This is a genomic window from Winogradskyella eximia (assembly GCF_003386165.1).
In the GTDB taxonomy this organism is placed as follows: domain Bacteria; phylum Bacteroidota; class Bacteroidia; order Flavobacteriales; family Flavobacteriaceae; genus Winogradskyella; species Winogradskyella eximia.
On record NZ_QRDV01000004.1, the window covers coordinates 250,462 to 275,464 of the forward strand.

The following is a 25,003-nucleotide window of genomic DNA, read 5'->3' on the forward strand; positions in this document are numbered from 1 at the left end:
ACAAAGACAACATTAAGAGTTAACAGAAAAACAATAATACACCTAAAGAAAGAAAACAATGTCAAGAGTTTGTGAACTTACTGGGAAGAAAGCAATGGTTGGGAATAACGTTTCTCACGCTATGAATAAAACAAAACGTAGATTTGATGCAAATTTAATCAAAAAACGTTTTTACATTCCTGAAGAAGATAAGTGGGTAACATTAAAAGTTTCTACATCTGCGTTAAAGACTATCAATAAAATTGGTATGGATGCAATGTTAAAAGAAGCTAGAGCAAAAGGATTTTACAAATAATAGCGTTTATTTAACGCTTAAGTCAATTTACAATGGCAAAAAGAGGAAATAGAATACAAGTTATCTTAGAGTGCACAGAGCACAAAACTTCTGGTCAACCAGGAACATCAAGATATATTACAACAAAGAATAAGAAGAATACGCCAGATCGTATGGAGATTAAGAAATTTAATCCTATCCTTAAGCGTATGACAGTTCATAAAGAGATAAAATAATAAGACATGGCAAAGAAATCAGTAGCGTCTTTACAGACAGGATCAAAGCGTTTGACAAAAGCGATTAAAATGGTGAAATCACCTAAAACTGGAGCTTACATGTTCGTGGAATCAGTTATGGCACCAGAATTTGTCGACGACTTTTTAAACAAAAAATAATCTTTATTTCGATATAGATTTATAAAAACTGCTTTCATTTGAAAGCAGTTTTTTTATGGCTATATTTGAAAAATTATGACAACTTAGCAGTAATTCATTAGGGGCAAGGTTGTTGCTTTTGGTTTTGACAGTATGCTTAACTAACTAAGTCAGAAAAAAGTTTAAAGACATTTAAACTTTTAACTTTAAACTAAAATAAATGAGTTTTTTTAAAAAAATATTTTCTTCAGAAAAGAAAGAAACCTTAGATAAAGGTTTAGAGAAATCTAAAACGTCTTTCTTCAGTAAACTAAACAAAGCCGTTGCCGGAAAATCTAAAGTCGATGATGATGTTTTAGATAACCTTGAAGAAATCTTGGTCACTAGTGATGTTGGTGTAAATACAACTTTAAAAGTTATTACGCGTATAGAAGAACGTGTAGCAAAAGATAAATATTTAGGTACTTCAGAGTTAAATAAAATTTTAAGAGAAGAGATTGCAGCCTTATTGTCAGAAACTAAATCTGGTGAGGAAACCGAATACACTATTCCTGAGTTACCAAAACAGGCCGATGGTTCTAAAACACCTTACGTATTAATGGTTGTAGGTGTTAATGGTGTTGGTAAAACAACCACTATTGGTAAATTAGCTTATCAATTTAAAAAGCAAGGTTTAAAAGTCGTATTAGGAGCAGCAGATACATTTAGAGCGGCAGCTATAGATCAATTACAAGTTTGGGCAGATAGAGTAGATGTACCAATGATTAGACAAGAAATGGGATCTGATCCTGCGTCTGTAGCTTTTGATGCTTTACAATCTGGCGTTAACCAAGGTGCTGATGTTATTATTATTGATACTGCAGGTCGTTTGCATAATAAAATCAACTTAATGAATGAGTTGACAAAAGTAAAACGCGTTATGCAAAAAGTTGTTGCAGATGCACCACATGATGTCTTATTGGTTTTAGATGGCTCAACAGGACAAAATGCTTTTGAGCAAGCTAAACAATTTACAGCTGCTACAGAAGTAACATCATTGGCGGTAACTAAATTAGACGGTACAGCTAAAGGTGGTGTGGTTATAGGAATTAGCGATCAGTTTAAAATTCCTGTAAAATACATTGGTGTAGGAGAAGGTATTGAAGATTTACAAGTCTTTAATAAGTATGAGTTTGTGGATTCTTTTTTTAAATAACTTTTCAAAGAAAATAGTATCCTTATGTTATGAGTTCTAACTTCAATTTTAATGTTTATTAAATATATTGGAAATATAGTTGGACATTTATTTAGTTCTCATAGTCCGTTAATGCCAGAATATTTGCATAACTATGTTGCTTTTCCATCATACGTTTTAGTGCCATTTTTTGCAATACTAATTTTCCTTTGTATTAGAACTTTAAGTACTAAACTTTATAATGCTAAATTGGTTTATGTTTTGTTTGGATTAGCATTGCTATTCTATATGTTTCAATGGCAGATTTATCAGTGGATTTTGAGCTTTAATCCTTATAATTCATAAGAAAGTAATATTTCTTTATTCAAATAAAATTAGCAAAGCACAAGACCTAAATACGCTTAAATAAAAAAGACCTCAATTCTTTATTACAAAAATTGAGGTCTTTTTATTTAGAATAATTTTCTGAATTATGGTCCAGTAACTGTAATTGGACCTACCCAATCACTATAACCATCTGTACCACAATAAGCCCTAACATAAAAATCGTAAACAACACCTGAATATGTGTGATTTGTTAACTGTATAGGATTATAACTCGTATCTATATCTGTACCAGTGCCTACAGGCTGCCCATAACCAACTTTATGTAATTGCCATGTACTTTCACCATTCATCGCTTCCCAACTAAAAACTAAAACATCAGAGCCAGCAGAAGTGGTGTAAATTTGATTTAATGTGAAATTAAAAGGATCTAAGCAATTCGCATTTAAAGGTTCTTCTAACGTGCTGTGTGTAACAGGTCCTATCCAAGTACTAAATCCATTATTTCCACAAGTATTACGGACATAAAAGTCATAAGATGTATCAGGGTTTAAGTTGCTTATTCTTGCATAACTAGGATATGTAGTAGTTAATTGTGTTGTACTACCAGTTCCTAATGTAAAACCTTCAATACCATATTGAATCTCTGAACCATCAAAATCTCCATTAGACCAAGATAAATCTATATGGTTATGACTTACAGAATCATTGTATAATCGTACATTAAAACTTTCTGGATCTTCACAGTAAGGATTATTATTTAATGTCACAAAATTATAAGGAGTTGACCAATTACTGTACTCACCAGATTCGTTACAAAAAACTCTTACATAATATGTGTATTGTGTGTTACCCATCAAATCTTCAACATGAACACTATTTTCAGGTACGGTTAAAATCGTTCCAGAACCTTGAGCAAAACCAAAAGTGCCATATTCTACTTGATATAATGAAGATTGAATATCAGTGTACCAATATAAACTCGCTGTTGTGTTTGTTAAACTATTGACGTCTAACGATTCAGGAGTTGGGCATGAGTTGCCATCTGAGCTATCACTAGAACATGCAAATAAAACAAGTGATAAAGTAAAAATAAGTAATAATTTTTTCATATCTATTTTTTATAAGGTCACGAAGATATGTGACTTGTTTAATTTCAGCAAGAAAAGTTTTAATAAATTATACTCATGCTTTTTTTTTGTTTTATAAGATGTAAACTAACTAAAAGAAATAAGGTATAGCAAATCAAATAGAACTAGTATCAATACCGTTAAGAACTGAGGCATACAACATGGCCATAATCTTCAATTACTGTAAATCAATAATTACTAAGAACAGCGTTGGTGACTGGCTTGGTTTGAGATAACTCAACGGTTAATTATAAATAACTATCTAAAATAACGCAATGGTATAGTATTCTTGTAGAATAATACACTCTTAATCTATTAATAAGAATAACAAGAGTTTCTTTAAATTAGTAGGTTATCTAACAGAGAAAACAATATTATAAATCAAGTGTAGTAGCCGTCACAGGACCAATCCAAGCACTAAAACCATTTTCTAAACAATTATTTCTAACATAGAAATCATAGGTAGTGTTTGATTGTAGATTCTCAACAGTTCCAAATCCATCCTCTATATTATTACCCTCAGATTGAATCGTACCAGTTTCTAATGCAAAACCTTGTAATCCATATTGTATTTGTGAACCATCATTACCAAAATCTTCCCATTTAAAATCTACATGATTTGTACCAATAGCAGCACTATTGTTACGTACTATGAAGTTGGTAGGATCATCACATAAAGGATTTGAGTCTAATGTATCAAATTCATAAGGTCCAGCCCAATCACTGTAACTTTCGGTTGAGTTACAAAATAGACTCACATAGTAAGCGTATGGAGTTGAAGGCGTTAAACCGCTAATATTATAACTGCTTTGTTGTGGTAAAACTGTAACTCCACTGCCTTGTGTGAATCCTGATAGACCATATTCTAATTCATATTCTGAAGTTTCAACTGCAGATTGCCAATTTAAAGTGGCTGTAGTATTGGTTATGCTATAAGCCTCTAGTCCTACAGGTTGTAAACAAACCGCATCAACATCATCTGGACTATCACTTGTACAAGCAAAAATTGTAAGCGACAGCGTAAAAATGAATAATATTTTTTTCATGTTTATATTTTAAAAAACACGAAGATAAATGACTGATACTGTTTCGGCAAGATTATTTTTAATAAATCAGCGTGTTGATTTTTTCCCAAAGTTCATTATCAAAATTAGAAAGTGCAAAATTTTCATCTTCTGCAGATTCTCCCATTCTAATGATCACTAACTTTTTACTAGGAACTACATAAATTTTTTGGTCATTTTTTCCTAATGCTGCAAACATATCACTTGGAGCATTTGGAATAAGATCACCAGTAAATTCCATTTGACTTTGAGGTAAGTGATAAGAGGATTTTCCATTTAACCACCATAGGTAACCATAAGATTTATTAATAGACTGAGATGTGTTTGTTGCTTCGGCTAAATATGTTTCATTTACAATTTGTTGATCTTCCCATTTGCCATTGGCATAAGTTAATAAGCCAAATCTTGCCATACTTCTTGTATTACTCCAATATACATTTAATACCCCTAGATTAAACCAACCACCATTCATGCCAATAGGTGTTCTTAGTTTGGTGTTAAAATAAGAATCCCAGGTTTGATTTGTGGCTTGCGCAACAACATCTTGCATTTTTACATAAACGTTATGGTAAGCCCAACGCGTGCCTGCATCTGCTACATATTGTAAGTTTGAAGCAGAAATATCATCACCAGTGGTATCGTCTAATCCCGAAGACATAGATAATAGGTGTTTGCACGTAATTAAATTTTCTTTATCTAATGCAGCACTCGTCCAACCAGTACCTACATAATCTGATACTTTATTATTAATATCTATAAAACCTTCTTCTTGTGCAATTCCAGAAGTTGCTGTGGTAAGTGTCTTTCCTGCGCTTGCCCAATACCAAGTAGAGTTACTATCATGTCCATTCATATATTCTTCAACAACTATTTTTCCGTTATGGAGAATCATAAAACTTTTGGTGTTCTTTTCTTCTAAAAAGTCTAATAAAGGTTGTAGTGCATTGTCATTCCAATTTAATTCAGCCATAGATTTGGTTTCCCAAGTATCAGAATTTATTGGTGGATAATAGATTGATTCGTCCACGATGTCTTCGTCATTAGAATCGTCTGAAGCACATGAAAAGTTTATTAAAAGACTAGAACATAGAAATATAAAATAAATATGTTTCATAAAAGATGGTTTTATTATTAGACAATATAAACACAAAAAGGTTTAATAGCCTTAACGCGCAATCGAATTTAGTAAATCATTGTGTATCTTTGCAAACTGATTTACAAAAAGCATGAGAACCAAGACTATAAAAAAGAATAGAATCAACGTTATAACATTAGGCTGTAGCAAAAATGTTTACGATAGCGAAGTGTTGATGGGACAACTAAAAGCAAGTGGAAAGGACGTTGTCCATGAGCAAGAAGGAAACGTTGTTGTCATTAATACGTGTGGTTTTATTAATAATGCCAAAGAAGAGAGTGTGAACACCATTTTGGAGTACATGCAGAAGAAAGAGGATGGTGAAGTAGATAAGGTTTTTGTGACAGGCTGTTTGAGTGAACGCTACAAGCCAGACTTAGAAAAGGAAATTCCAAATGTAGATCAGTATTTTGGTACTACAGAATTACCAGGATTATTAAAAGCATTAGGTGCAGATTATAAGCATGAGTTAATAGGTGAACGTTTAACTACAACACCAAAAAATTACGCTTATCTTAAGATTGCAGAAGGTTGCGATAGACCTTGTAGTTTTTGTGCTATTCCTATTATGAGAGGAAAACACAAAAGTACTCCAATTGAAAACTTAGTTACTGAAGCTGAGAAATTGGCTGCGAATGGAGTTAAAGAATTAATTCTTATTGCTCAAGATTTAACGTATTACGGTTTAGATATTTACAAAAAGAGAAATCTTGCTGAGTTACTAGAAAACTTAGTTAAGGTTGAAGGTATTGAGTGGATTCGTTTACACTATGCGTTCCCAACCGGATTTCCGATGGATGTGTTAGACATCATGAAACGTGAACCTAAGATTTGTAATTATTTAGACATTCCGTTGCAACATATTTCTGATGATTTATTAAAATCTATGCGTCGTGGAACTACAAAAGATAAAACGACAAAATTAATTAACGAATTTAGAGCTATCGTACCAGAAATGACTATCAGAACAACACTAATTGTTGGTTATCCTGGTGAAACAGAAGCACATTTTGAAGAACTTAAACAATGGGTTTCAGAAATGCGTTTTGAGCGTTTAGGTTGCTTTACATATTCTCACGAAGAAAATACACACGCTTATAACTTAGAAGATGATGTACCTGAAGAGGTGAAAATTCAACGTGCCAATGACATTATGGAAATTCAATCTCAGATTTCTTGGGAATTGAATCAAGCCAAAATAGGACAAGTGTTTAAAGTAGTTATTGATAGAAAAGAAGGTAACTATTTTGTTGGTAGAACAGAATTTGATTCGCCAGATGTAGATAACGAAGTTTTAATCGATGCGACTAAAACCTATTTAAAAACAGGTGAATTTGCGACTATAAAAGTTATTGAGGCAGAAGACTTCGACCTTTATGGCGAAGTCTTGGTGTCCTAACATAGTTTTTGAAAGGTGAGTGAGAAAAAATAGGCGAGTGGATTAACAGCGATCTCTTGGTCCAAAAGTAAAAACGAATTCTTGTTCCATTTTTTCTCCTTTATCATTTACAGCAGGTGTCCATTTTCCTGGAATATTTTTAATGAGTTCCATAAATTTCTCATCAATTGAAGTGTAACCAGTGCTCATAGCATCGTGTTTAACTTCTGTAACGTCACCTTGTTTAGATATTATAAAACTTATTTTTATAGCATTAATCTTGTCGTCTTTTATAACATTCATGTCTGTTAAACTATTTTCTTTCAGATATTGAAGTAGTGCTTCTTTACCATCTGCATATGTAGCCTGAGTCTCTGGAACAACAGTAATATGTGGACCGAAAAATTTGTCTTCTATAATACCTGTTTCCATATTCTTACCTCTAAATTCTGTTTTAATCGTAAAATGATTAAAGTAGTCCATAGATCTTAATAATTTCATTTGTCCATCAGTGAGAAGATCTGTGGTGCCAAATGCTTGCAGTTCCGATTGTTGGTTGTTTTTAATTACCACAAGATTTACGGATTTAATATGTTGTATTTGATCTTTTTCGCTAGCGTTGAGAAATGCATAAATGCTAGTGGCATTTTGTACATCAGATTTTTGTACAGCAGTAAACCTGGTGTCTACACCATAATATAAATCTGGAATAGCTTTAAGATTTGGACCATGGATTTCTTTGCTTTCTAAAGCAAGGTCTTTGTTGTTTGATAAGTTTGAATCTGTAACCGCGTTACTCTTCCATTTTGTGAAACCAAAACATAAGACACTTACAATAGCTAAAGTTGTTCCTAAAATAATAATACGCTTTTTCATAATTAAATTGTTTTTGAGATGAATGAATTCAAATGTATTATTGATAGAAGCTAGGATTGTAAAATTAAATGTAAAAAAAGTGTCAATTCTTTGTGAATTCTAGTGTTTGTAATTGCTTAAGCTAACCAGAGTGCGGATTATTCGGCTTTTGTATAGGCTTCCTTCATCCACCCAATTAATTCGTCGTCAATGTCATCAATAGATGTTATTTGAACGCGATGTGTGCACATGGTACCAAAAGGACCAGAATTGCCTAGTCGGTCTGTAGTTGGTTTTTCAGGAAGCTTTAATCCTAAATCAATTCGTGTTTTTGTAGCAGGTTTTATTAAAACAAATTGGCGTTTTCTAATAACACTAACGCTGGTTTTTTTAGGTGTGATGGTCACATCTGTTCCAAAGGCTTTAACGGTAGCAAGTATCTTTTCATAAATAGGAAATAAACTCTCCTTGCCTTTATATTGGTTGCTCACCAAATCCTCAGACGTATTGTTTTCTTCTTTAGAAAGGGTAACAATGGTATTGGCAAAACCATGGGTGACACCATGTTCTTTTTTTAGAAAGTTGACTCCTTCAGAATGTTTAGCAAATGCTTTTTTACTTAAAATAGATTTCCATTGTTCTAACGATTTGCCTGTTTTCTCAGGCATATTATTAATCATAGTTTGTAACGCTTTTTCCATTTTTGTTATGTATTTGTGTTAAATAAGTGACAATATGCTGTGTTTTGTGTCATATAATTGAATAAAACCCGTAGTTATATGACCAGCTCAGTGAAGCACAATAGAATGCAAATCGTCTTATTATCTTTTTATACGCTTATCAGTGCAATTATTTGGTATTTTGTTTTTTAAATGCTGCCTTTCATTTTCTAACGCTTTATCCCAATTCAATTCATTTTATTTATCTGTATTCCGGATTTTCAAAATTCCAACGTGTACCATCATCCCAATCCTTACGAGAATTACCGTAAGCAGGATACCCATTATTCTCCTTTAAAAGTTTAGCCAAATGCATTAAATTATAAGTCATAAAGGTGGTATTTCTATTGGTAAAATCGTTGTTTTTAGCATCTGCTTCTTTATCGAGATAACTAGGACCAGGTCCAACTTCTCCAATCCAACCGCAATCTGCTTGTGGTGGAATAGAATAACCAATATGTTGCAAGGCATAAAGCATACCCATGGCACAATGTTTTACGCCATCTTCGTTACCAGTTATAATAGCACCTCCAACTTTTCCGTAGAATAGATATTGCCCTTTGTCATTTTGTTGGCCACTCATGGCATAAAAACGTTCAATTAATTTGGTGGCTTCCGAGGATTTTTCGCCCAACCAAATTGGTGTGCCAATAACGCAGATATCTGCTTCAAAAATACGCTTAAAGAGTGTTGGCCATTCGTCGGTTTGCCAACCGTATTCCGTCATGTCAGGATATACTCCTGATGCCACATCATGGTCTATAAAACGAATGGTATCTACACTAACACCTTCTTTTTTCATAATGTCTATGGAGAGATCCATTAAGCCTTGTGTATGACTCACTCTTGGTGACTTCTTAAGCGTACAGTTAATGAAAACGGCTTTTAAATTTGAAAAATCTGGCTTTGACATGTGCTTCGTTTTTTAGTTATCCTTAAAAGATAATAAAAAATTATTAGACATGTTGGTCGATTAAAATAGCATTACCATCAGGATCTAAAACCACAAAGCTTGCAGGTCCAGAAGTGGTTTCATCGGCTTCGTGTTCTAGTGTGATGTTTTTATTTTTTAGATGTTTCTGAATGGTACGCACATCATCAAATTTTTCGAGTGCATTGGCGTGTTGGTCCCAACCAGGATTAAAGGTAAGTATATTGTTTTCAAACATGCCTTGAAACAAACCCACTAAGGATTCTCCATTTTTCATAATGAGATAGTTCTGTTCTATACTTCCAGCAAATACTGAAAATCCTAAAGTTTCGTAAAATGTTTGTGAGGCTTTTATATCCTTTACCGCAAGACTTATTGAAAATGCGCCTAGTTTCATAATTTAGAGTTTAAGTTAGTACTTAAAGGTAATGAAAGTTTTAATTATGGCGTTTAGTAGATGTGTTTTAATACTAGGTATCATAACCGAGTACACACAGCACCAGCAATTAGTTATGCAAATCTTAAGGTTATAAGCCTGTATTATTAATCTAGATATTAGTATTATGCCTTACGCAGTGTATTCTGTTATGCTATAAGCTTGTTTTAAGTACCTAATAAGCATGCTATAACCACGCTATAACCTGTATTGTTAAATTTTTTATATTGCTGTATTATAGGTATTTAGCTTAAAAATTGATGTTATCGCACAACAGACCGAAATTATCCCTTTAGTAGGAACGTTATATGGTATTTTAAAAATTTGGCGACTTTCAAAAAATGCCCAAGCCTTAGTGTTAGCAACGACTTGCGCTGTTTTTTATATACAATGTTACCTACAGTTTTTTATCGAACGTTTCTATTATAACTTCATCATTTTCGCATAAAGGTGTTACTATTTCAGTTTTTAGTTTTGCCTTAATATTTAATTCTAAAAATCTATCAGAACGGTCTGTGTTCCAAGTTGAGTAACTTCCTGTCCAAATAACGTCAAACGCTCCATTTCCATCTTTTTTAATGGCTATTTTGTTATTATTAATAGATTCTCCATCTCTAAAAGTGACCATAGTGAATAACATATCATCAGTCCAGCCATCTTTTAAATCCAATTCTAATTCAGATAGTTCATTTATATTTATCGGATAATTTGCGAGCATTATTGATATTGGGTCATCTAAAAATTCGTCTGCTTCATCATCCAAGTTTTCTCTAACTAAATCCAGATTCTCAAAATGAATAATTAGAATATTTAATTTGTCAGTCAGTTTTCGCAGTTCAATTTCTCCAAACGAATTTGGAACATAACTGAAGTCAGTAGTTTTATTATTATCAGAATCCTTTATGGTGAATTTTACGTATTGTTTCATTCAAATTGTAGGTAATGTCTTGCGGATATAAAAACGTTTCAAGGTTCTATATCCAACGTTAAACGAAGGTAGCTTTTTAGAGGTTTAAAGCCAAGTGACTCACTCTTAATTGTCTAGTTTTTTATTCTTTCCTGTCTTTAGGGTTCAATAAATAATGTTTGGCTTTTCTAAATTTATTTGAATTAAAAAATGTGTAAAAATCAGACATTAAAGCACCTTCAGAAGCTTGGACTTCAATTCCACTTTGAATATTGAGTATTTCAGTTTGATTTTCTTGGCAGAAAACTAAAAAACGGTTTAATCCATATAAGTTATATCCAGCAGATATTTCCAATGGTTTTATTGCGCAATGAATTTCAACAATCAGCGAGTTTTCAATTTCGGTATTTATAAACTTAAAAAGGAAACCATCTTTAGCTAAATAAAGTTCTGAATTTCGGTTTCCATTTAATTCAATTAGTGGATTGAAATATTTTTCAACTTTACTTTTTTCAATAGGATTAACAGTTTGTAGTTTGAATTTTGGTATTTCCATCGTATAGTTACTCCAAATTAATGCCACGTTTGGTGTATGGTTCGTTGCGTGGTTGAGCAACTAATTTAGTAAATAAATTACAGATAGACCCGAGCGCAGTGAACTGGCGAAGCAATATTCCGTAGGAATGTTCGTAAGTCGGCAGTGACCAAGCAATTAATTATACATGGTGTGGTATGTAGTTTATTACCATCTGCTATAATTATATTCAATATTCTTGTTTTGTAAGTAGTCCTTTATATTTTCAAAGCAAGAGTCTTCTCCTCCAAATTCACTATTAATTTTATTCAATAAATTTTGATTCATATTTTCGGCATCCAATATGTCAAGTTCAGCAATGAGTTTGTTTTTATTTTCTTTATCAATCGTTAAATAGAATTCAACACCAGAGTCAGCGAACATTGCTTCGGCAGTTTTATTAATATCACAACAAACAATTACTACTTCATCATAATCGTTGACCTTAATTTTTACATTTCTATAGAAATCAATTCTTCCATTTTCTTTAAGTGTTTTAAAATTGTAAAGAGTTAATTCCATTTTGAAGGGTTTCTGATTTTTCCTAATTACATACAATGTCTCGCGGATATAAAATCATTCCAAGGTTCTATATCCATAGTTAAACGAAGGTCGTTTTTTTGAGATTTAAAGTCAAGTGGCTCGCTCTTAATTATCTAGTTTTTTTTATCTTCAATTGTTAATAAAGTAAAACAAGAGTTTATTACAACTCATAAGCGTTATTATTTACAAAGAACACAGCGTTCACTAAAAAGAGTTTTCCATTTTTCCAGAAGCTTCTAAAAAGCGTGTTGCTTACCATGTAAATAAAATTACCGGCTCCTATTTGATCTTCTTCAAATCCTAAAGTGTCGTAAAATGTTTGTGAGGTTTTTATATCCTTTACCGCAAGGCTTATTGAAAATGATCTTAGTTTCATAATTTAGAGTTTAAGTTAGTACTTAAAGGTCTTTTTGTAACTGAGTGGTTAAATTCTAAGATAATTTGTGGTTCGTTTAACGTTGTTGTATATGGTTTGTTGCGTGGTTTAGCACGTAATTTAGCAAATAAAAACCGAATAGAAAATCCGCGAGGATTTTCGTAAGTAGGCTAGAACTAGCAATAAATTATATACGTTGTTGGCAAATCGTTTTTTATTTCACGTATTCTAATTGCTCTCTCATTGTTGAAAAGAATCCTTGAAACCATTTAATCATTTTCGCATTATCGTTTATTAAATGAATATGTCCGTCATCATTCATCCAGTTACCATTCATTGGAAAGTGAATTTTATTTATATCGATAATTTTTGACTTTTCTTCATTTAAAATTATTGCGGCGAAACCTTCTTCTTCATCCTCTTCTATCAATTCTGTAAAAGTGTTTTCAATTGCTTGGTTAGAGGTAATATGCCAATGTGGCTGTGGATGTTTTTCGTTAGGATTATTATAATCATCCCATTCTGCACGAAATAATTGATTCTTTTTATTGTCGCTAGCATCTCCTTGAAAAATGGAAATTGTTATGAAAGAATTTTTATCTTCGAATCGGATTTCTAAATAAACCCAATATTCATCGAACCATTTTAATACTGAAACTTCTGAACCATAATTTTTATAATTATTTAATGCTTTAGAAATGTTGTTTCCCTTTAATTCAAATCGGTTTGCTTTTGAAAGATGTAAAAAGAAAGTAGATTCTAAAAAAAAAGACTTACAGCTTTTATTAATTTCTTCTATGAATTTTAATTGCTCTATCATAGAATGGATTTAAGTATTTGGATAGAAGTATTTTTCTAAAATATTATCAGATATAGTTTTAGTATATATATTTCCTTCTGAAAGTTCTTTTCCAATTTCAACTAACCTTTGATATCCATCGGAATTTTTGACATCATCTAAATTTACGTTTGGTATAGGTATATCTTTTGTGTATTTTTTACCCAAATCCCAACCAGAAAGTAATTCTTTAGAATAAATAGATAATAGATTATCAAAGAAAGAGCTTGAGAAAACTGCTAAATAGAAATAATAGTCTTTTTCACTAAATTCTTTTTTAGGAATCCAAGCATTCCCTCTTTCAACAACAAAGCCACCTTGTGAATCAATTGCAAAAGAACCTGATTTTCCAAATTCAGCGGAAATTAATTTTCGAGTAGGTTTTCTTAACCAAGCTCTATGCTCACTTAAATGCCACCAATTTGAATCATCTTTTCTTGCTCTATTTGATAATTCTGCTTTGGAATGTAATATGTTGTTATAAAATGAAGGAACCTTTTCTTCAAATTCTTCTTCTGTTTGTATTTTTATACCATCTTCTCCATATGGATACCACACGTAACTAGTAATTTGAAGTTTTCCATTTATAAATGAATCATTTTCTGTTGAAGGTCTAAAATACTCTTTTTCCTCTTCAGGTAAATTAGAATATTCATTGACTGATATTTTAAAAACTTTATTATTACCTGTTCGTATCCCTTGTTTAACGTTGAAAATGTCAATAACTCTTGAGAGCCTTTTTTCAACCACAAATCTCTCAATACCTTTGAAAAGATTATGATTTTTTATTGAGATTGGTGTCCAACTTTCTTTTAATATTGGAAATGAAATAGGTTGGTAGATACTAAAATTAGGTTTGTCTAAAGTAACTTGGTTATTATAAGTTGTCTTTCTAAAATCGCGTAAAGCTTCTTGGGCAACTCCTTTTTCATTTCTCGTCCATATAATAGTTGGTATATGGTTAGTTTTAGGTTTTTTTCCAATTATAAAACTAACATCTGTTAATGCATCTTCAAAAATAAAATTTCCTAATTTACCTAGTAGTTTTATGTCTACTAAATCGTTGGTGTCAGTACGTAATTTTGAGTAAGAATCTAAAGTAAGTATTGAAGATGGTATAACGCATCCAATAACACCATTTTCATTAAGATGATTTAATGCCTTGTAGAAAAAAGCACTAGCTTGATTGGGTTTTTTACCAATAAAACTATTACCCAAGGCTTGACGAACTGCATCTCTGTTTTCTTTATTATTTAGCAAATCCCATGAGGAAAATGGTGGATTCATTAGGATTAAATCAAAATCATTATCCCAATCTTCCAACAAAGAATCACCGACTAATTTTAAGCTAAAATCTAATCTGTCCTGCCAAATAGTTCTTTTTTCATAGGTAAGTAAAAATCTTGAGGTATTAATTGCAGTTTCTGAAACATCCCAACCTAAAATTTCTACATTACCTTGGAAATCTAGCTCAATTAATTGTTTTAATACTTCAACTAAAAATTCAGATGAACCACAAGCTGGGTCAAGTATCTTTAATTTATCCGTTTGTAAATTTATGTTTCTTAATGAATTCTCAACAATAGTCCTAGATAAGAATGGTGGTGTGTAATGAATGCTAGAATATAAATTTGTTTTAGTACTTAAAGAACTTGATGAACCACCAAATAAGTCTCTTTGTGGATTGAAAAATAAAACTTCTTTTTGGGCTTCTTGAAATAAGATTCCGGCAGAATGTCTAATTATCAAATCAAGTTCTGGTTTAACGTTTGAAATTCCATTTTGGATTTGGTCAATATAATAATCAAATCCATCTGGTATAACTAAATTTTCAAGTCCCCATTTTTCAGTATTAATATTATGGACATCATCTTCCAAGCTGGTTAATAACCCAAAAAGTAAATTTAAGGCTTCTACTGGATTAGATTTTTCAAAAGTTAAGTTTCTAAATTGTCGAAAAATATCAATAACAAAAGGGACTAAATCGTTAGATGATTTATAACTTTTTGATAATAAATAATTATAAAATTTATTAAAATTTTCAGAAACAATTTTATGTGAAACTGTTTCAGTTTTATCATTTAACCAATTGTGTATTTGAACATTATCATCTTTTACAATGAGAAAGTTTTTTGTGCTACTTGACCATGATTTGGAATAAAGGTCAATATTTTCAATTTCTAAATTTGCTGTTTGTAGGCAAAAATCTCCATTTCCACCATTTAACATCATATGACCTCCATTATCACTTAAAGGGTTAAGATGTACAGGAAGTAGACCTAGTTGTTGTTTCCAAACTTGTATGTCAAATAGGTTTTTCATTCGGAAACAAAAATATAATTAATTTTTAGCTATATGATAATTATTTGAGGTGTTTTTTCAAAATGTTTGCCAATGTCTCGCGGATATAAAAGCGTTTCAAAGTTTTATATCCAACGTTAAACGAAGGTAGTTTTTTTGAGATTTAAAGTCAAGTGACTCACTCTTAATTATCTAGTTTTTTATCAGCAATTGTTAATAAAGTAAAACAAGAGTTTATTACAACTCATAAGCGTTATTATTTACAAAGAACACAGCGTTCACTAAAAAGAGTTTTCCATTTTCCCAGAAACTTCTAAAAAGCGTGTTATCTACCATGTAAATAAAACTACCGCTTCCCATGGGTTCTTCGCCAAATACTAAGGTTTGGTCTAATGCTTTTAAAGCCTGTTGGCCTGCAAAACCAGAAAACACTTTGGTGTCATTTAAGTATGCCACGTTATAGCCGTTTTCTAATATATTGTATGCAGAGCTTCCTAATTTAAGCGTGAAATACTGATCGCTGTAACCAAATGCCATAGGATGCGTTGCATCTACTTTGGTATTAAAAATGGCTCCTGTAATAAGGTGATTGCTATACTCGCGTTCGCGATCTGCATAAGCCGTTAGGTTTTCTTTTTGGTCTTCATCTTCAGGTGTTTTAGTACTCAGGCTAAAGCCTTCTTTACCTGCAAAACTTCGCAATGCACCATCTATAGCAATTACTTTTCCGCCAGATTTTACCCAATCTTTTAGTTTAGTTAAGTTGTTTTCAGTGAACACTTTTCCGTAATAGCCATTTGGCAGAATTAATACATTGTATTTGTTTAAATTGGTTTTGCTAAAATCATCCGTATTTATAGAGGTCAACGGATAGTGTAATTGTTGCTCAAAGAAATGCCATAGTTCACCATAGCTTAAAGACGATGTGCCTTCTCCAGAAAGAATAGCCACCTTTTGTTTGTTTACTAATTTAATATCTGGTGAGCCCATATCTGGAGTGCTTTGTGAAAATCCAGAATTAATTGCTGTTAAAGGTTGTGCATGCTCTTGTGCAATGGTATTTAATTTTGAAACCATTTTTTCAATATGCTTATTGTCGCCTTTGGTGATGATGAGTGACCCACGTTCAAATTTGGTGTTGTTAGAAGTGAATGGTTTCTCGGTAAACCTTACTTTAAAATCTTGCTTTAATAGTTCGGCTAAAAACTGAGCGTCTTCCATAGAATTCCACTTGCTTACATAGCCATAAGCATCGTTTAAAGTTTGTAATGCTTTACGACTCGCTAATTTATTGCTGCTAACATTAGCCGTTGTTGCAATAGCATCTAATCCATAGGCATAAGGCAGTGACCAAGCCGTAATATCGTAAGTTAAAGAATCTGAAAGTTTGGTGTTTGGTTCAAATAATACCTTTACCATTTTACCTTTAGGCTGATTGCTATGCACCACTACCGCATTTGCATCTACATTAAAACTACCTTGTTTTCCTGTGGCATAATGGTAACCAGAAACCTTAGTACTTGTCGCATTTTCGAAAGCAATATGGTGTTTGTTTAAAAGCGTTTTTAGGCTATTCAATTTATCTTCATTGCCTTTTAAGACGTAGCTTTTGTATTTTAAGTTGGTATTATTAAAGAATTTACCAAACTCAGTATTTAATTGTTTTGCATTTTTTGATGCCATTTCAACCGTAGAAATTCCTGTGGTTGTATGGTGTGTTAAGCGTTCTACTAATGTTAACACATGGCCTTCGTCATTCAAAATGCCTAAACCAGCCATACCGTGACCACCTTGCTCATAAGTCATTCCCATGGCTCCCATAAACGTTGGGTAGGTGTCTCCATAACTTGGATACAATAAATCGAAACGTTCTCTGGTAAAGAATAGCCAACCTTCTTTGTCAAAATACTTAGCGTGATTTTGTCCTATTTGTGTTTGAAAATCGCGTTGCCAATCTGTAATGATTTCATGAAACGGTTCTGCTGCAGGTGCAAAATAGTAAGGCTCGTTAATGCCTTGCTCATGAAAATCGACATGCACATGAGGCATCCATTTGTTATAAACTTCTAAACGTTGTTGTGTTTCTACTTGTGTTGCCCAAACCCAATCTCTATTTAAATCAAAGAGGTAATGATTTGGTCGTCCGGCTGGCCAAGGTTCGTTGTGTTCGCTAGCTTGTTTGTCAACATCATATGGTTCACTTTTTGTTCTGTTATACCAATTTACATAACGATCGCGACCATCAGGATTGACGCTTGGGTCAATAATTACAACCGTGTTTTTAAGTAATTCTTGTTGCTCAGTTAGTAATTTATATAAGGTAAGCATGGACGCTTCAGAACTCGAAGCTTCATTACCATGTACATTATAACTTAACCAAACAATGGCAATATCTGTTGCTGTTGGTTCGCCTTCTAATAAACCTGCATTTTTTAAATTGTTTTCTCTAATAGTTTCGAGTTGCTTCATATTAGCTTCACTCGTTACAAAAGCCACATACAAATCTCTACGCTCGTTGGTTTTTCCGTAGTTTTCTAATTTTACTTGATGAGGTGCTGCTTTTTCAACGGCTTTAAAATAATCAATAACCTGATGATTTCTGCTAAATTGTGTACCAATATCATAACCTAAAAAGTCCGTTGGAGATGGAATGGTTTGAGCTGATGTTAAGGATAGACTGCCAAAAACGACAAAAAGCGCTAAGATGAATTTTTGCATTTAATTTAAAATTAAGGTTGTAAGCTAGTAAAGATAGTTAGTGCAATTGAATTAACTAAAAATTAGCAGATAAAAAATTGAAGAGTCTTATCTTTATGCCATAAATATTGTCAGTTATAATACAATTATAAAAATAACGTCCGTTCGAGTGAATTCTATGATTGCAATGCATAGAATTTGTATAGAGAACTTTAATTTCAATTAAGGATAAGTTCTCGATACGATTTTAAAAGAAAATCACTCGAACTGACGTAGAATAGAAATTTTGATTTTTAAATGAATTCCAGACCAACCACCAACTATATTCCGTTTAAGGAAACCAATTATTTTTCGGATTTTATATGCGATTATCTCGCAGAAAAAGAAGAGTTAAAAGAATTCTACCATCGTTTTCCTAAGTTGGAAAATTTTGAAGCACAGATAAAAGAAAAAGGTTTGTCTGTTAGAGCGCAGTCTAGAACTATTCTCGCAGAAACTTTAAAGCAGCAATATAAAAACATAGCGACTTCAGAGCTAACAGCAGAACATATTGAACGTCTAAATCTTGAAAATACCTTCACGATTACTACAGGTCATCAATTAAACTTATTTACAGGACCATTGTATTTTCTGTACAAGATTATTTCTACTATAAACCTAGCAAAGCAATTACAAATAGCATATCCGGAGTACAATTTTGTGCCTATGTATTGGATGGCTTCTGAGGATCATGATTTTGAAGAAATCAATTATTTCAATTTTAAAGGCAAAAAGATTCAGTGGAATTCTGAGCAAACGGGAGCTGTTGGTCATTTTAATACCGAAGGTTTAGATGAAGTATTCGACGTCATTTCTTTAGAATTTGGAGGTGGAAAAAATGCAGAACAACTAAAAACATGGTTTAAAGAAGGGTATCTTAAACATCATAATTTAGCAGATGCTACACTTTATTTGGCTAACGCATTATTTGGAGAACATGGTTTAGTGATTATAGATGCAGATGATAGAGAGCTGAAACGTTTGTTTATTCCGCAGATGAAACAAGAAATGCTAGAACAAACAGCATTTAAAACCGTTTCTGAAACCAATAAGAAATTAGAAGATTTAGAATTAAAGATTCAGGTAAATCCGAGAGAAATCAACCTCTTTTATATTAAAGATGGTTTACGCGAGCGTATTGTAGAAAGTGATGGAGTGTATTCGGTACTAGATACTGATATTTCTTGGAGCAAGAGTGAGCTACTAGATCATCTTGATGAATTTCCGGAGCGATTTTCGCCAAACGTGATTATGCGACCTTTATATCAAGAAGTGATTCTACCAAACCTCTGTTACATTGGTGGAGGTGGAGAAATGATTTATTGGTTACAATTAAAATCTAATTTTGAAGCGCAGAACGTTACATTTCCGATGTTGTTATTACGAAATTCGGCCTTAATAAAAACGACTAAACAAGCCGAAAAGCTTCAAAAATTACATATTTCGGATAACGATTTGTTCTTAGATAGACATTCGTTTATTAATAAAAAGGTTAGAAAAATATCGAATATAGATATTGACTTTTCAGAGCAAATTCAACATTTAGAAACCCAGTTTAAAGGCTTGTATGATTTAGCAGAACAGACTGATAAATCTTTTGTTGGTGCTGTAAAAGCCCAAGAAGTCAAACAATTAAAAGGCTTAAAACATCTTGAAAAACGATTGTTAACAGCCCAAAAACGGAAATTAGCAGACCAAATTAGTCGTTGTACAGAATTGCAAGAACAATTGTTTCCTAATCAAAGTTTACAAGAACGAAACACTAATTTTTCGGAATTGTATTTAGAATTTGGTGAGGATTTAATTCCAGAATTACTAAAAGCCTTAGAACCACTAAAAGGTGAGTTCTTAATCCTAAATTTAAAATAGTCAATGCATCATATTGATATTGAGTTAATAGAAATGACCTTGGATGTCATGAAATATGTCATCGGACGCGTTTCTGCTACCGACCATGAAATAGGAAAACCAAAAAAAGCTGAAGAATTAAAAGCATTGGTTGGCGAAACTGTAACATCAAAAGGAGTTGGAGGTGAGTACGCTTTTAACCTTTGGAAAGCACATTTAGCAAAAGCCAATGTGCCTGTAGATCACCCAAGAAACTTAGCATTTGTGCCAGCTTCGCCAACTAAGGCAGCTATTATGTTCGATTTAATTACGTCGGCATCAAGTATACATGGCGCGTATTGGATGGAAGGTGCTGGAGGCATTTTTTGTGAAAACGAAGCCATGAAATGGATTGTGTCTTTAACCGGTTTACCAGAAGGTGCTTTTGGAGTTTTTACAAGTGGTGGTACAGCAGCCAACTTATCTGCGATTGTTACTGCCAGAGAACATTGGAGAGAGAACCCAGAGTTTAAGCGCGAAAAAGGATTGATTGTCACTTCAATAGGAGCACATTCATCCATAAAAGCCATGGCAAAAGTGGCTGATGTGGATATTGTTTTGGTAGATTCTGAAGAGCATTTAACAGGCGAAGCGCTTAGAGAAACTATTGCAACATTAACCGAACACCAACGTAAATGTTTATTTGCCGTTGTAGCAACTGGTGGAACTACTAATGCCGGAATCATTGACGATTTAGATAGTATAGCCAAAGTCTGCGAAGAAGAGAATTTATGGTTTCATGTCGATGCGGCTTATGGAGGAGGCGCTTTGGTGGCTGATTCTGTACGTCATTTATTTAATGGTATAGAAAAAGCCGATAGTATTACTATTGATCCGCATAAATGGATGTTTTCACCATACGATTGTGGTGCTGTAATTTATAAGAATATGGAATTGGCAAAAAATGCCCATTCCCAACAAGGCTCATATCTCGAAATATTTAAAGACGAAGGAGCGCATGGATTTAATCCAACCGATTACCAAATTCAACTCACACGTAGAGTTAGAGGTTTGCCTTTATGGTTCTCTTTAGCAACACATGGTACCGACCGTTATAAAGAAGCTGTAGAACGTGGTTTGGAATTGGCACAAATAGCAGGACGACTGATTGAAGCGCATCCTGATTTGGAATTGGTGAGAGCACCAAGTTTATCTTGTGTCTTATACAGAAGAATAGGTTGGAAACCCGAAGATTACACACACTGGACCTACGAAAACCACAAAAAAGGATTTGCATTAGTGACACCAACCAAATGGAAAAATGGTGATACCTATGAAACTTGTTCGCGTTTTTGTTTTATCAATCCTGATACCACAGAAAAGGATATTTCTATGATTCTAGAATCTATGATTTAGTTGAAACGTATTGATGTGTTAAATGGATGAATTATTAGATGCTTTTGTGATATTAACTTAATAACACAAAAGTGGGTTTTATGTTAAAAACTTAATCTAAAAAATTGTAAATCGTAAATCGTAATTCGCAAATCAATCCTTATTTTTGCGCATGCAACACAACAAAGTCCTAATTTTAGATTTCGGATCGCAATACACACAACTTATTGCGAGACGCGTCAGAGAGTTAAACATCTACTGCGAAATTCACCCATTCAATAAAATTCCTTCAGATTCAGAGAGCTTTAAAGCTGTCATTTTATCTGGTAGCCCAAACTCGGTTAGAGGAGAAGCTGTGCTTCACCCAGACTTAGAAGGTATTCGAGGAAAAAAGCCAATGCTAGCCGTTTGTTATGGCGCGCAATATTTGGCACATTTCGCTGGAGGTGAAGTCGCAGAGTCAAATACTAGAGAATACGGAAGAGCAAATTTGGCTTTTATAAAGTCTGATGAAGATTTCTTTGAGAATATTCATGAAGGGAGTCAAGTTTGGATGAGTCATAGTGACACCATTAAGCAATTACCAACAAACGGTGTGCTTTTAGCAAGTACGAGTGATGTTAAAAATGCTGCTTATAGAATTGACGGTGAGCAAACATATGCGATTCAATTTCATCCTGAAGTGTACCATACTACAGATGGACATCAATTATTACAGAACTTTTTAGTTAAAATAGCTGCGGTTGAACAAGATTGGACACCCAATGCTTTTGTTGAAGAAACGGTTCAAGATTTAAAAGAAAAACTAGGCAACGATAAAGTGGTACTAGGTTTGTCTGGTGGAGTAGATTCTTCTGTAGCTGCTATGTTATTACACAAGGCGATAGGTAAAAACCTCTATTGTATTTTTGTAAATAATGGATTGTTACGTAAAAATGAATTCGAAGATGTATTGCATCAATACGAAGGCATGGGATTAAACGTTAAAGGTGTAGATGCTTCGGCACGCTTTTTGGATGCGTTAAAAGGATTGAGTGATCCAGAGAAGAAAAGAAAAGCAATTGGATCAGCATTTATTGACGTTTTTGATGATGAAGCCCATTTAATAAAAGATGTAAAATGGTTAGCACAAGGGACTATTTATCCGGATGTGATAGAAAGTGTTTCTGCAACAGGAGGCCCAAGTGCTACGATAAAGAGTCATCATAATGTTGGTGGATTGCCAGATTATATGAAGCTTAGTGTGGTAGAGCCCTTACGCGCTTTATTTAAAGATGAAGTAAGACGTGTTGGAGCGTCAATGAATATGGACAGTCAGCTGTTAGGTCGTCACCCATTTCCTGGTCCAGGATTAGCAATCAGGATTCTTGGAGATCTAACTGAAGAAAAAGTACGTATATTACAAGAGGTAGATGCTATTTTTATTAATAACCTTCGTTCTTGGAATCTATACGATAAAGTTTGGCAAGCAGGAGCTATGTTGTTGCCTGTGAATAGTGTAGGTGTAATGGGCGACGAACGTACTTACGAAAAATGTGTAGCTTTGAGAGCTGTAGAAAGTACAGACGGCATGACGGCAGATTGGGTAAATTTACCATATGAGTTTTTGCAAAAAACCTCAAATGAAATTATAAATAAAGTAAAAGGTGTTAATAGAGTGGTATACGATATCAGCTCAAAACCACCAGCTACGATTGAGTGGGAATAGAGGTGATTTACTATCTCAGTTTTCAGAATAAAAAGTAAAATAGATTACATGAAAAATATTTTAACCATTATATTATTAGCTTTTACCATTGGTTTAAGTGCTCAAAATTTTGTTGAACATACAGTACAACCCGGTGAAACTATTCAAACTATTGCAAAAAAATATTTGGTAACACCTTTTGATATTTATGCTTTAAATCCTGATGCTAAACGTAAGTTTCAACCTAACACAGTTTTGATTATTCCTAATTCAAAAATTAAGAATAATCCAATAGCTGAAGAAAAGCGCGAACTTATTGATTATAAATCTCACAAGGTTAAACGAAAAGAAACCTTATACGGTTTGGCAAAAGAAAACAATGTTTCTGAAGAAGAACTAAAGAAAGCCAATCGTTTTTTATATTCTGAAAATCTTAAAAAAGGAGATAGAATTAGAATTCCAAGGTATAAAACTGTTGTTTCTAAACAAACTTTAAATAATACTGTAAAAAAATATACGGTTCAACCTAAAGAAGGGAAATGGAGAATTGCTTATAAATTTGGGATTACAGTAGCAGAATTGGAAGCATTAAACCCGAATATGAATGACGTTATTCAGCCAGGTGATGTGCTTAATATGCCAAATATAGAAGATCAAGAAGAAAAGAAAATTGAGCCTAAGTTTGGTTATTATGAAGTATTACCAAAGGAAACGTTTTACGGTTTAAAAGGAAAGTTAGACTTAACGCAAGAGCAATTAGAACAGCTAAATCCAGAATTAAAAACAACAGGCTTAAAAGCAGGTATGATTTTAAAAGTACCAGCAGATGTTGATACTGTTGGAAGCTTAGAAGCTGTAGAAACCACAAATTTAAAACGAAACTTAACCAACTTCAAACCTAAAAAAATAGCTTTGATGATGCCTTATCGTTTAGATAAAGTGAACGTAGCTGAGGTTGAAGATACTAAAGAGAAGATAAAAGAAGACAAGCGATTGTCTGCCGTTTTAGATTTTCATGTTGGTGTTATGATGGCATTAGATTCAGCAAAACAGTTAGGGATTTCAACGAATTTAAAGGTTTTGGATACACGTAATCAAGTATCAAAGACCAACGAATTATTAGCTGAAAATGATTTTTCAGATTATGATGCCGTTATAGGTCCAATGGATGAGGAAAGTTTTAATCGTGTGGCATTGGCTTTAAAAGCAGATAAGGTTCCTGTTATTGCAGCGATGAATAAGCCTAAAGAAGTCTATAGTAATGTATTTCAAACTTTACCAGAAGACAAGTTGTTAATTTCGTCTATGATTGATTTTGTAAAAGCAGATAGTTTAAAAACTAAAGTAGTTATCATTTCAGATCAAGCGCATAGAGCAACCAGCGAAGCTTTGCAGAAGCAATTTCCAGGATCGAAATTGATTTTTTCTAGAATGGACAAGAAAAATAAAACGAAAGATGCTCATTTCATTTATCATACTGAATTACAGAATGTGTTTTCAGCAGGTAGAACTTATGTGTTTTTAGAAACGAATAATAATTCGTTTGCTTCTGGCGTTATTAGTTTACTTAACGGATTTGTTGTAAATAAAACAGAAATCATATTAGCTACAACAGATAAGAACAGAGCATTTGAAGGTAAAAATATAGATAATAATAACTTAACTAATCTTAAGTTTCATTATCCATCTGTAAATAAGAATTTTGATGAATCAACCAAAAATGGCTTTGTAAAAGCTTATCTTAAAGAGTATGGTGTTTCTCCAAGTAAATATGCAGTGCGTGGATTCGATATTACTTTAGATTTGTTAATGCGCTTGGCTTCGGCAGAAAGTTTATACGAAGGATCAACAGAAACCATTGAAACGGAATATGTTGAAAATAAATTTAGATATAGTAAAGACTTTTTTGGTGGTTATGTTAATCAAGCACTTTACATAGTAAAATACGATGATTTAAGGATCATTAACGCTAATTAAGGTTAGATTAAAGGTTAGATTCATCGTTTAATATATGAATACTAAATC

General features: G+C 32.9%; 24 protein-coding genes. 10 read left to right on the forward strand and 14 right to left on the reverse strand.

What is annotated here, in order from left to right; translation table 11 throughout:
• The first annotated feature begins 58 nt into the window (after positions 1 to 58).
• The 5 genes from rpmB (at position 59) to DFQ10_RS18460 (ending at position 2,167) form a co-directional block, all read left to right on the forward strand.
• Positions 59 to 295 (forward strand): 50S ribosomal protein L28, encoded by a 237-nt coding sequence (gene rpmB, locus DFQ10_RS10830; protein WP_115817434.1) that lies wholly within the window; start codon positions 59 to 61, stop codon positions 293 to 295.
• Between the two features lie 32 nt (positions 296 to 327).
• A complete protein-coding gene (rpmG, locus tag DFQ10_RS10835) occupies positions 328 to 510 on the forward strand; it encodes a 50S ribosomal protein L33 (protein ID WP_020896723.1) in 183 nt (60 codons plus the stop codon).
• 6 nt (positions 511 to 516) lie between these two features.
• The gene (locus DFQ10_RS10840) at positions 517 to 669 is read left to right on the forward strand and encodes a DUF4295 domain-containing protein (RefSeq protein ID WP_115817435.1); all 153 of its coding nucleotides are present in this window, start codon (positions 517 to 519) and stop codon (positions 667 to 669) included.
• Between the two features lie 199 nt (positions 670 to 868).
• Positions 869 to 1,843, forward strand: a complete 975-nt coding sequence (ftsY, locus tag DFQ10_RS10845; protein WP_115817436.1) for a signal recognition particle-docking protein FtsY — start codon at positions 869 to 871, stop codon at positions 1,841 to 1,843.
• Positions 1,844 to 1,894: 51 nt separating this feature from the next.
• On the forward strand, positions 1,895 to 2,167 hold the full coding sequence (locus DFQ10_RS18460) for a hypothetical protein (RefSeq protein WP_147299208.1): 273 nt from the start codon (positions 1,895 to 1,897) through the stop codon (positions 2,165 to 2,167).
• A gap of 125 nt (positions 2,168 to 2,292) precedes the next feature.
• On the opposite strand, the gene DFQ10_RS10850 is transcribed toward DFQ10_RS18460, so the two are convergent.
• The 3 genes from DFQ10_RS10850 to DFQ10_RS10860 form a co-directional block, all read right to left on the reverse strand.
• On the reverse strand, positions 2,293 to 3,258 hold the full coding sequence (locus DFQ10_RS10850; RefSeq protein ID WP_115817437.1) for a fibronectin type III domain-containing protein: 966 nt from the start codon (positions 3,256 to 3,258) through the stop codon (positions 2,293 to 2,295).
• Between the two features lie 392 nt (positions 3,259 to 3,650).
• Positions 3,651 to 4,322, reverse strand: a complete 672-nt coding sequence (locus DFQ10_RS10855) for a fibronectin type III domain-containing protein (protein ID WP_115817438.1) — start codon at positions 4,320 to 4,322, stop codon at positions 3,651 to 3,653.
• Between the two features lie 58 nt (positions 4,323 to 4,380).
• Positions 4,381 to 5,454 (reverse strand): serine hydrolase domain-containing protein, encoded by a 1,074-nt coding sequence (locus tag DFQ10_RS10860; RefSeq protein ID WP_115817439.1) that lies wholly within the window; start codon positions 5,452 to 5,454, stop codon positions 4,381 to 4,383.
• 112 nt (positions 5,455 to 5,566) lie between these two features.
• On the opposite strand from DFQ10_RS10860, the gene rimO reads away from it, so the two are divergent.
• Complete coding sequence (gene rimO, locus DFQ10_RS10865) at positions 5,567 to 6,874, forward strand: 30S ribosomal protein S12 methylthiotransferase RimO (RefSeq protein ID WP_115817440.1); 1,308 nt, start codon at positions 5,567 to 5,569, stop codon at positions 6,872 to 6,874.
• 42 nt (positions 6,875 to 6,916) lie between these two features.
• On the opposite strand, the gene DFQ10_RS10870 is transcribed toward rimO, so the two are convergent.
• From DFQ10_RS10870 to DFQ10_RS10920, 11 genes are all read right to left on the reverse strand, one after another.
• Positions 6,917 to 7,729, reverse strand: coding sequence for a hypothetical protein (locus DFQ10_RS10870; RefSeq protein WP_115817441.1), 813 nt, complete (start codon positions 7,727 to 7,729; stop codon positions 6,917 to 6,919).
• A gap of 137 nt (positions 7,730 to 7,866) precedes the next feature.
• Complete coding sequence (locus DFQ10_RS10875; RefSeq protein WP_115817442.1) at positions 7,867 to 8,409, reverse strand: DUF4287 domain-containing protein; 543 nt, start codon at positions 8,407 to 8,409, stop codon at positions 7,867 to 7,869.
• Between the two features lie 220 nt (positions 8,410 to 8,629).
• The gene (locus DFQ10_RS10880) at positions 8,630 to 9,340 is read right to left on the reverse strand and encodes a flavodoxin family protein (RefSeq protein ID WP_115817443.1); all 711 of its coding nucleotides are present in this window, start codon (positions 9,338 to 9,340) and stop codon (positions 8,630 to 8,632) included.
• Positions 9,341 to 9,383: 43 nt separating this feature from the next.
• Entirely contained in the window at positions 9,384 to 9,755 is a 372-nt protein-coding gene (locus tag DFQ10_RS10885) for a VOC family protein (RefSeq protein ID WP_115817444.1), read from the reverse strand.
• Positions 9,756 to 10,191: 436 nt separating this feature from the next.
• The gene (locus DFQ10_RS10890) at positions 10,192 to 10,722 is read right to left on the reverse strand and encodes a hypothetical protein (protein WP_115817445.1); all 531 of its coding nucleotides are present in this window, start codon (positions 10,720 to 10,722) and stop codon (positions 10,192 to 10,194) included.
• 121 nt (positions 10,723 to 10,843) lie between these two features.
• Positions 10,844 to 11,284, reverse strand: coding sequence for a hypothetical protein (locus DFQ10_RS10895; protein WP_147299209.1), 441 nt, complete (start codon positions 11,282 to 11,284; stop codon positions 10,844 to 10,846).
• Positions 11,285 to 11,443: 159 nt separating this feature from the next.
• Entirely contained in the window at positions 11,444 to 11,797 is a 354-nt protein-coding gene (locus DFQ10_RS10900) for a hypothetical protein (RefSeq protein WP_115817447.1), read from the reverse strand.
• Positions 11,798 to 11,978: 181 nt separating this feature from the next.
• Positions 11,979 to 12,194: a hypothetical protein gene (locus tag DFQ10_RS18715; RefSeq protein WP_115817448.1), complete on the reverse strand. Its 216-nt coding sequence runs from the start codon at positions 12,192 to 12,194 to the stop codon at positions 11,979 to 11,981.
• A 214-nt stretch (positions 12,195 to 12,408) separates the two neighbouring features.
• Positions 12,409 to 13,014: a hypothetical protein gene (locus DFQ10_RS10910; RefSeq protein ID WP_115817449.1), complete on the reverse strand. Its 606-nt coding sequence runs from the start codon at positions 13,012 to 13,014 to the stop codon at positions 12,409 to 12,411.
• 9 nt (positions 13,015 to 13,023) lie between these two features.
• Positions 13,024 to 15,264, reverse strand: a complete 2,241-nt coding sequence (locus DFQ10_RS10915; protein WP_181897623.1) for an N-6 DNA methylase — start codon at positions 15,262 to 15,264, stop codon at positions 13,024 to 13,026.
• Positions 15,265 to 15,570: 306 nt separating this feature from the next.
• Positions 15,571 to 18,051: a M14 metallopeptidase family protein gene (locus DFQ10_RS10920; RefSeq protein WP_115817451.1), complete on the reverse strand. Its 2,481-nt coding sequence runs from the start codon at positions 18,049 to 18,051 to the stop codon at positions 15,571 to 15,573.
• 276 nt (positions 18,052 to 18,327) lie between these two features.
• Here DFQ10_RS10920 and bshC point away from each other — a divergent pair, with 276 nt between their 5' ends.
• The 4 genes from bshC to DFQ10_RS10940 all read left to right on the forward strand — a co-directional run bounded on the left by bshC (position 18,328) and on the right by DFQ10_RS10940 (position 24,955).
• Positions 18,328 to 19,938: a bacillithiol biosynthesis cysteine-adding enzyme BshC gene (gene bshC / locus DFQ10_RS10925; RefSeq protein WP_115817452.1), complete on the forward strand. Its 1,611-nt coding sequence runs from the start codon at positions 18,328 to 18,330 to the stop codon at positions 19,936 to 19,938.
• A gap of 3 nt (positions 19,939 to 19,941) precedes the next feature.
• On the forward strand, positions 19,942 to 21,312 hold the full coding sequence (locus DFQ10_RS10930) for a pyridoxal phosphate-dependent decarboxylase family protein (RefSeq protein ID WP_115817453.1): 1,371 nt from the start codon (positions 19,942 to 19,944) through the stop codon (positions 21,310 to 21,312).
• A 151-nt stretch (positions 21,313 to 21,463) separates the two neighbouring features.
• Positions 21,464 to 22,999, forward strand: coding sequence for a glutamine-hydrolyzing GMP synthase (gene guaA, locus DFQ10_RS10935; protein ID WP_115817454.1), 1,536 nt, complete (start codon positions 21,464 to 21,466; stop codon positions 22,997 to 22,999).
• A 48-nt stretch (positions 23,000 to 23,047) separates the two neighbouring features.
• Positions 23,048 to 24,955, forward strand: coding sequence for a LysM peptidoglycan-binding domain-containing protein (locus DFQ10_RS10940; RefSeq protein WP_115817455.1), 1,908 nt, complete (start codon positions 23,048 to 23,050; stop codon positions 24,953 to 24,955).
• Positions 24,956 to 25,003: the final 48 nt, after the last annotated feature.

Coding starts and splice junctions, on each gene's coding strand:
- rpmB (WP_115817434.1), top strand. CDS start 59: ATGTCAAGAGTTTGTGAACTTACTGGGAAGAAAGCAATGGTTGGGAAT.
- rpmG (WP_020896723.1), top strand. CDS start 328: ATGGCAAAAAGAGGAAATAGAATACAAGTTATCTTAGAGTGCACAGAG.
- DFQ10_RS10840 (WP_115817435.1), top strand. CDS start 517: ATGGCAAAGAAATCAGTAGCGTCTTTACAGACAGGATCAAAGCGTTTG.
- ftsY (WP_115817436.1), top strand. CDS start 869: ATGAGTTTTTTTAAAAAAATATTTTCTTCAGAAAAGAAAGAAACCTTA.
- DFQ10_RS18460 (WP_147299208.1), top strand. CDS start 1,895: ATGTTTATTAAATATATTGGAAATATAGTTGGACATTTATTTAGTTCT.
- DFQ10_RS10850 (WP_115817437.1), bottom strand. CDS start 3,258: ATGAAAAAATTATTACTTATTTTTACTTTATCACTTGTTTTATTTGCA.
- DFQ10_RS10855 (WP_115817438.1), bottom strand. CDS start 4,322: ATGAAAAAAATATTATTCATTTTTACGCTGTCGCTTACAATTTTTGCT.
- DFQ10_RS10860 (WP_115817439.1), bottom strand. CDS start 5,454: ATGAAACATATTTATTTTATATTTCTATGTTCTAGTCTTTTAATAAAC.
- rimO (WP_115817440.1), top strand. CDS start 5,567: ATGAGAACCAAGACTATAAAAAAGAATAGAATCAACGTTATAACATTA.
- DFQ10_RS10870 (WP_115817441.1), bottom strand. CDS start 7,729: ATGAAAAAGCGTATTATTATTTTAGGAACAACTTTAGCTATTGTAAGT.
- DFQ10_RS10875 (WP_115817442.1), bottom strand. CDS start 8,409: ATGGAAAAAGCGTTACAAACTATGATTAATAATATGCCTGAGAAAACA.
- DFQ10_RS10880 (WP_115817443.1), bottom strand. CDS start 9,340: ATGTCAAAGCCAGATTTTTCAAATTTAAAAGCCGTTTTCATTAACTGT.
- DFQ10_RS10885 (WP_115817444.1), bottom strand. CDS start 9,755: ATGAAACTAGGCGCATTTTCAATAAGTCTTGCGGTAAAGGATATAAAA.
- DFQ10_RS10890 (WP_115817445.1), bottom strand. CDS start 10,722: ATGAAACAATACGTAAAATTCACCATAAAGGATTCTGATAATAATAAA.
- DFQ10_RS10900 (WP_115817447.1), bottom strand. CDS start 11,797: ATGGAATTAACTCTTTACAATTTTAAAACACTTAAAGAAAATGGAAGA.
- DFQ10_RS18715 (WP_115817448.1), bottom strand. CDS start 12,194: ATGAAACTAAGATCATTTTCAATAAGCCTTGCGGTAAAGGATATAAAA.
- DFQ10_RS10910 (WP_115817449.1), bottom strand. CDS start 13,014: ATGATAGAGCAATTAAAATTCATAGAAGAAATTAATAAAAGCTGTAAG.
- DFQ10_RS10915 (WP_181897623.1), bottom strand. CDS start 15,264: ATGATGTTAAATGGTGGAAATGGAGATTTTTGCCTACAAACAGCAAAT.
- DFQ10_RS10920 (WP_115817451.1), bottom strand. CDS start 18,051: ATGCAAAAATTCATCTTAGCGCTTTTTGTCGTTTTTGGCAGTCTATCC.
- bshC (WP_115817452.1), top strand. CDS start 18,328: ATGAATTCCAGACCAACCACCAACTATATTCCGTTTAAGGAAACCAAT.
- DFQ10_RS10930 (WP_115817453.1), top strand. CDS start 19,942: ATGCATCATATTGATATTGAGTTAATAGAAATGACCTTGGATGTCATG.
- guaA (WP_115817454.1), top strand. CDS start 21,464: ATGCAACACAACAAAGTCCTAATTTTAGATTTCGGATCGCAATACACA.
- DFQ10_RS10940 (WP_115817455.1), top strand. CDS start 23,048: ATGAAAAATATTTTAACCATTATATTATTAGCTTTTACCATTGGTTTA.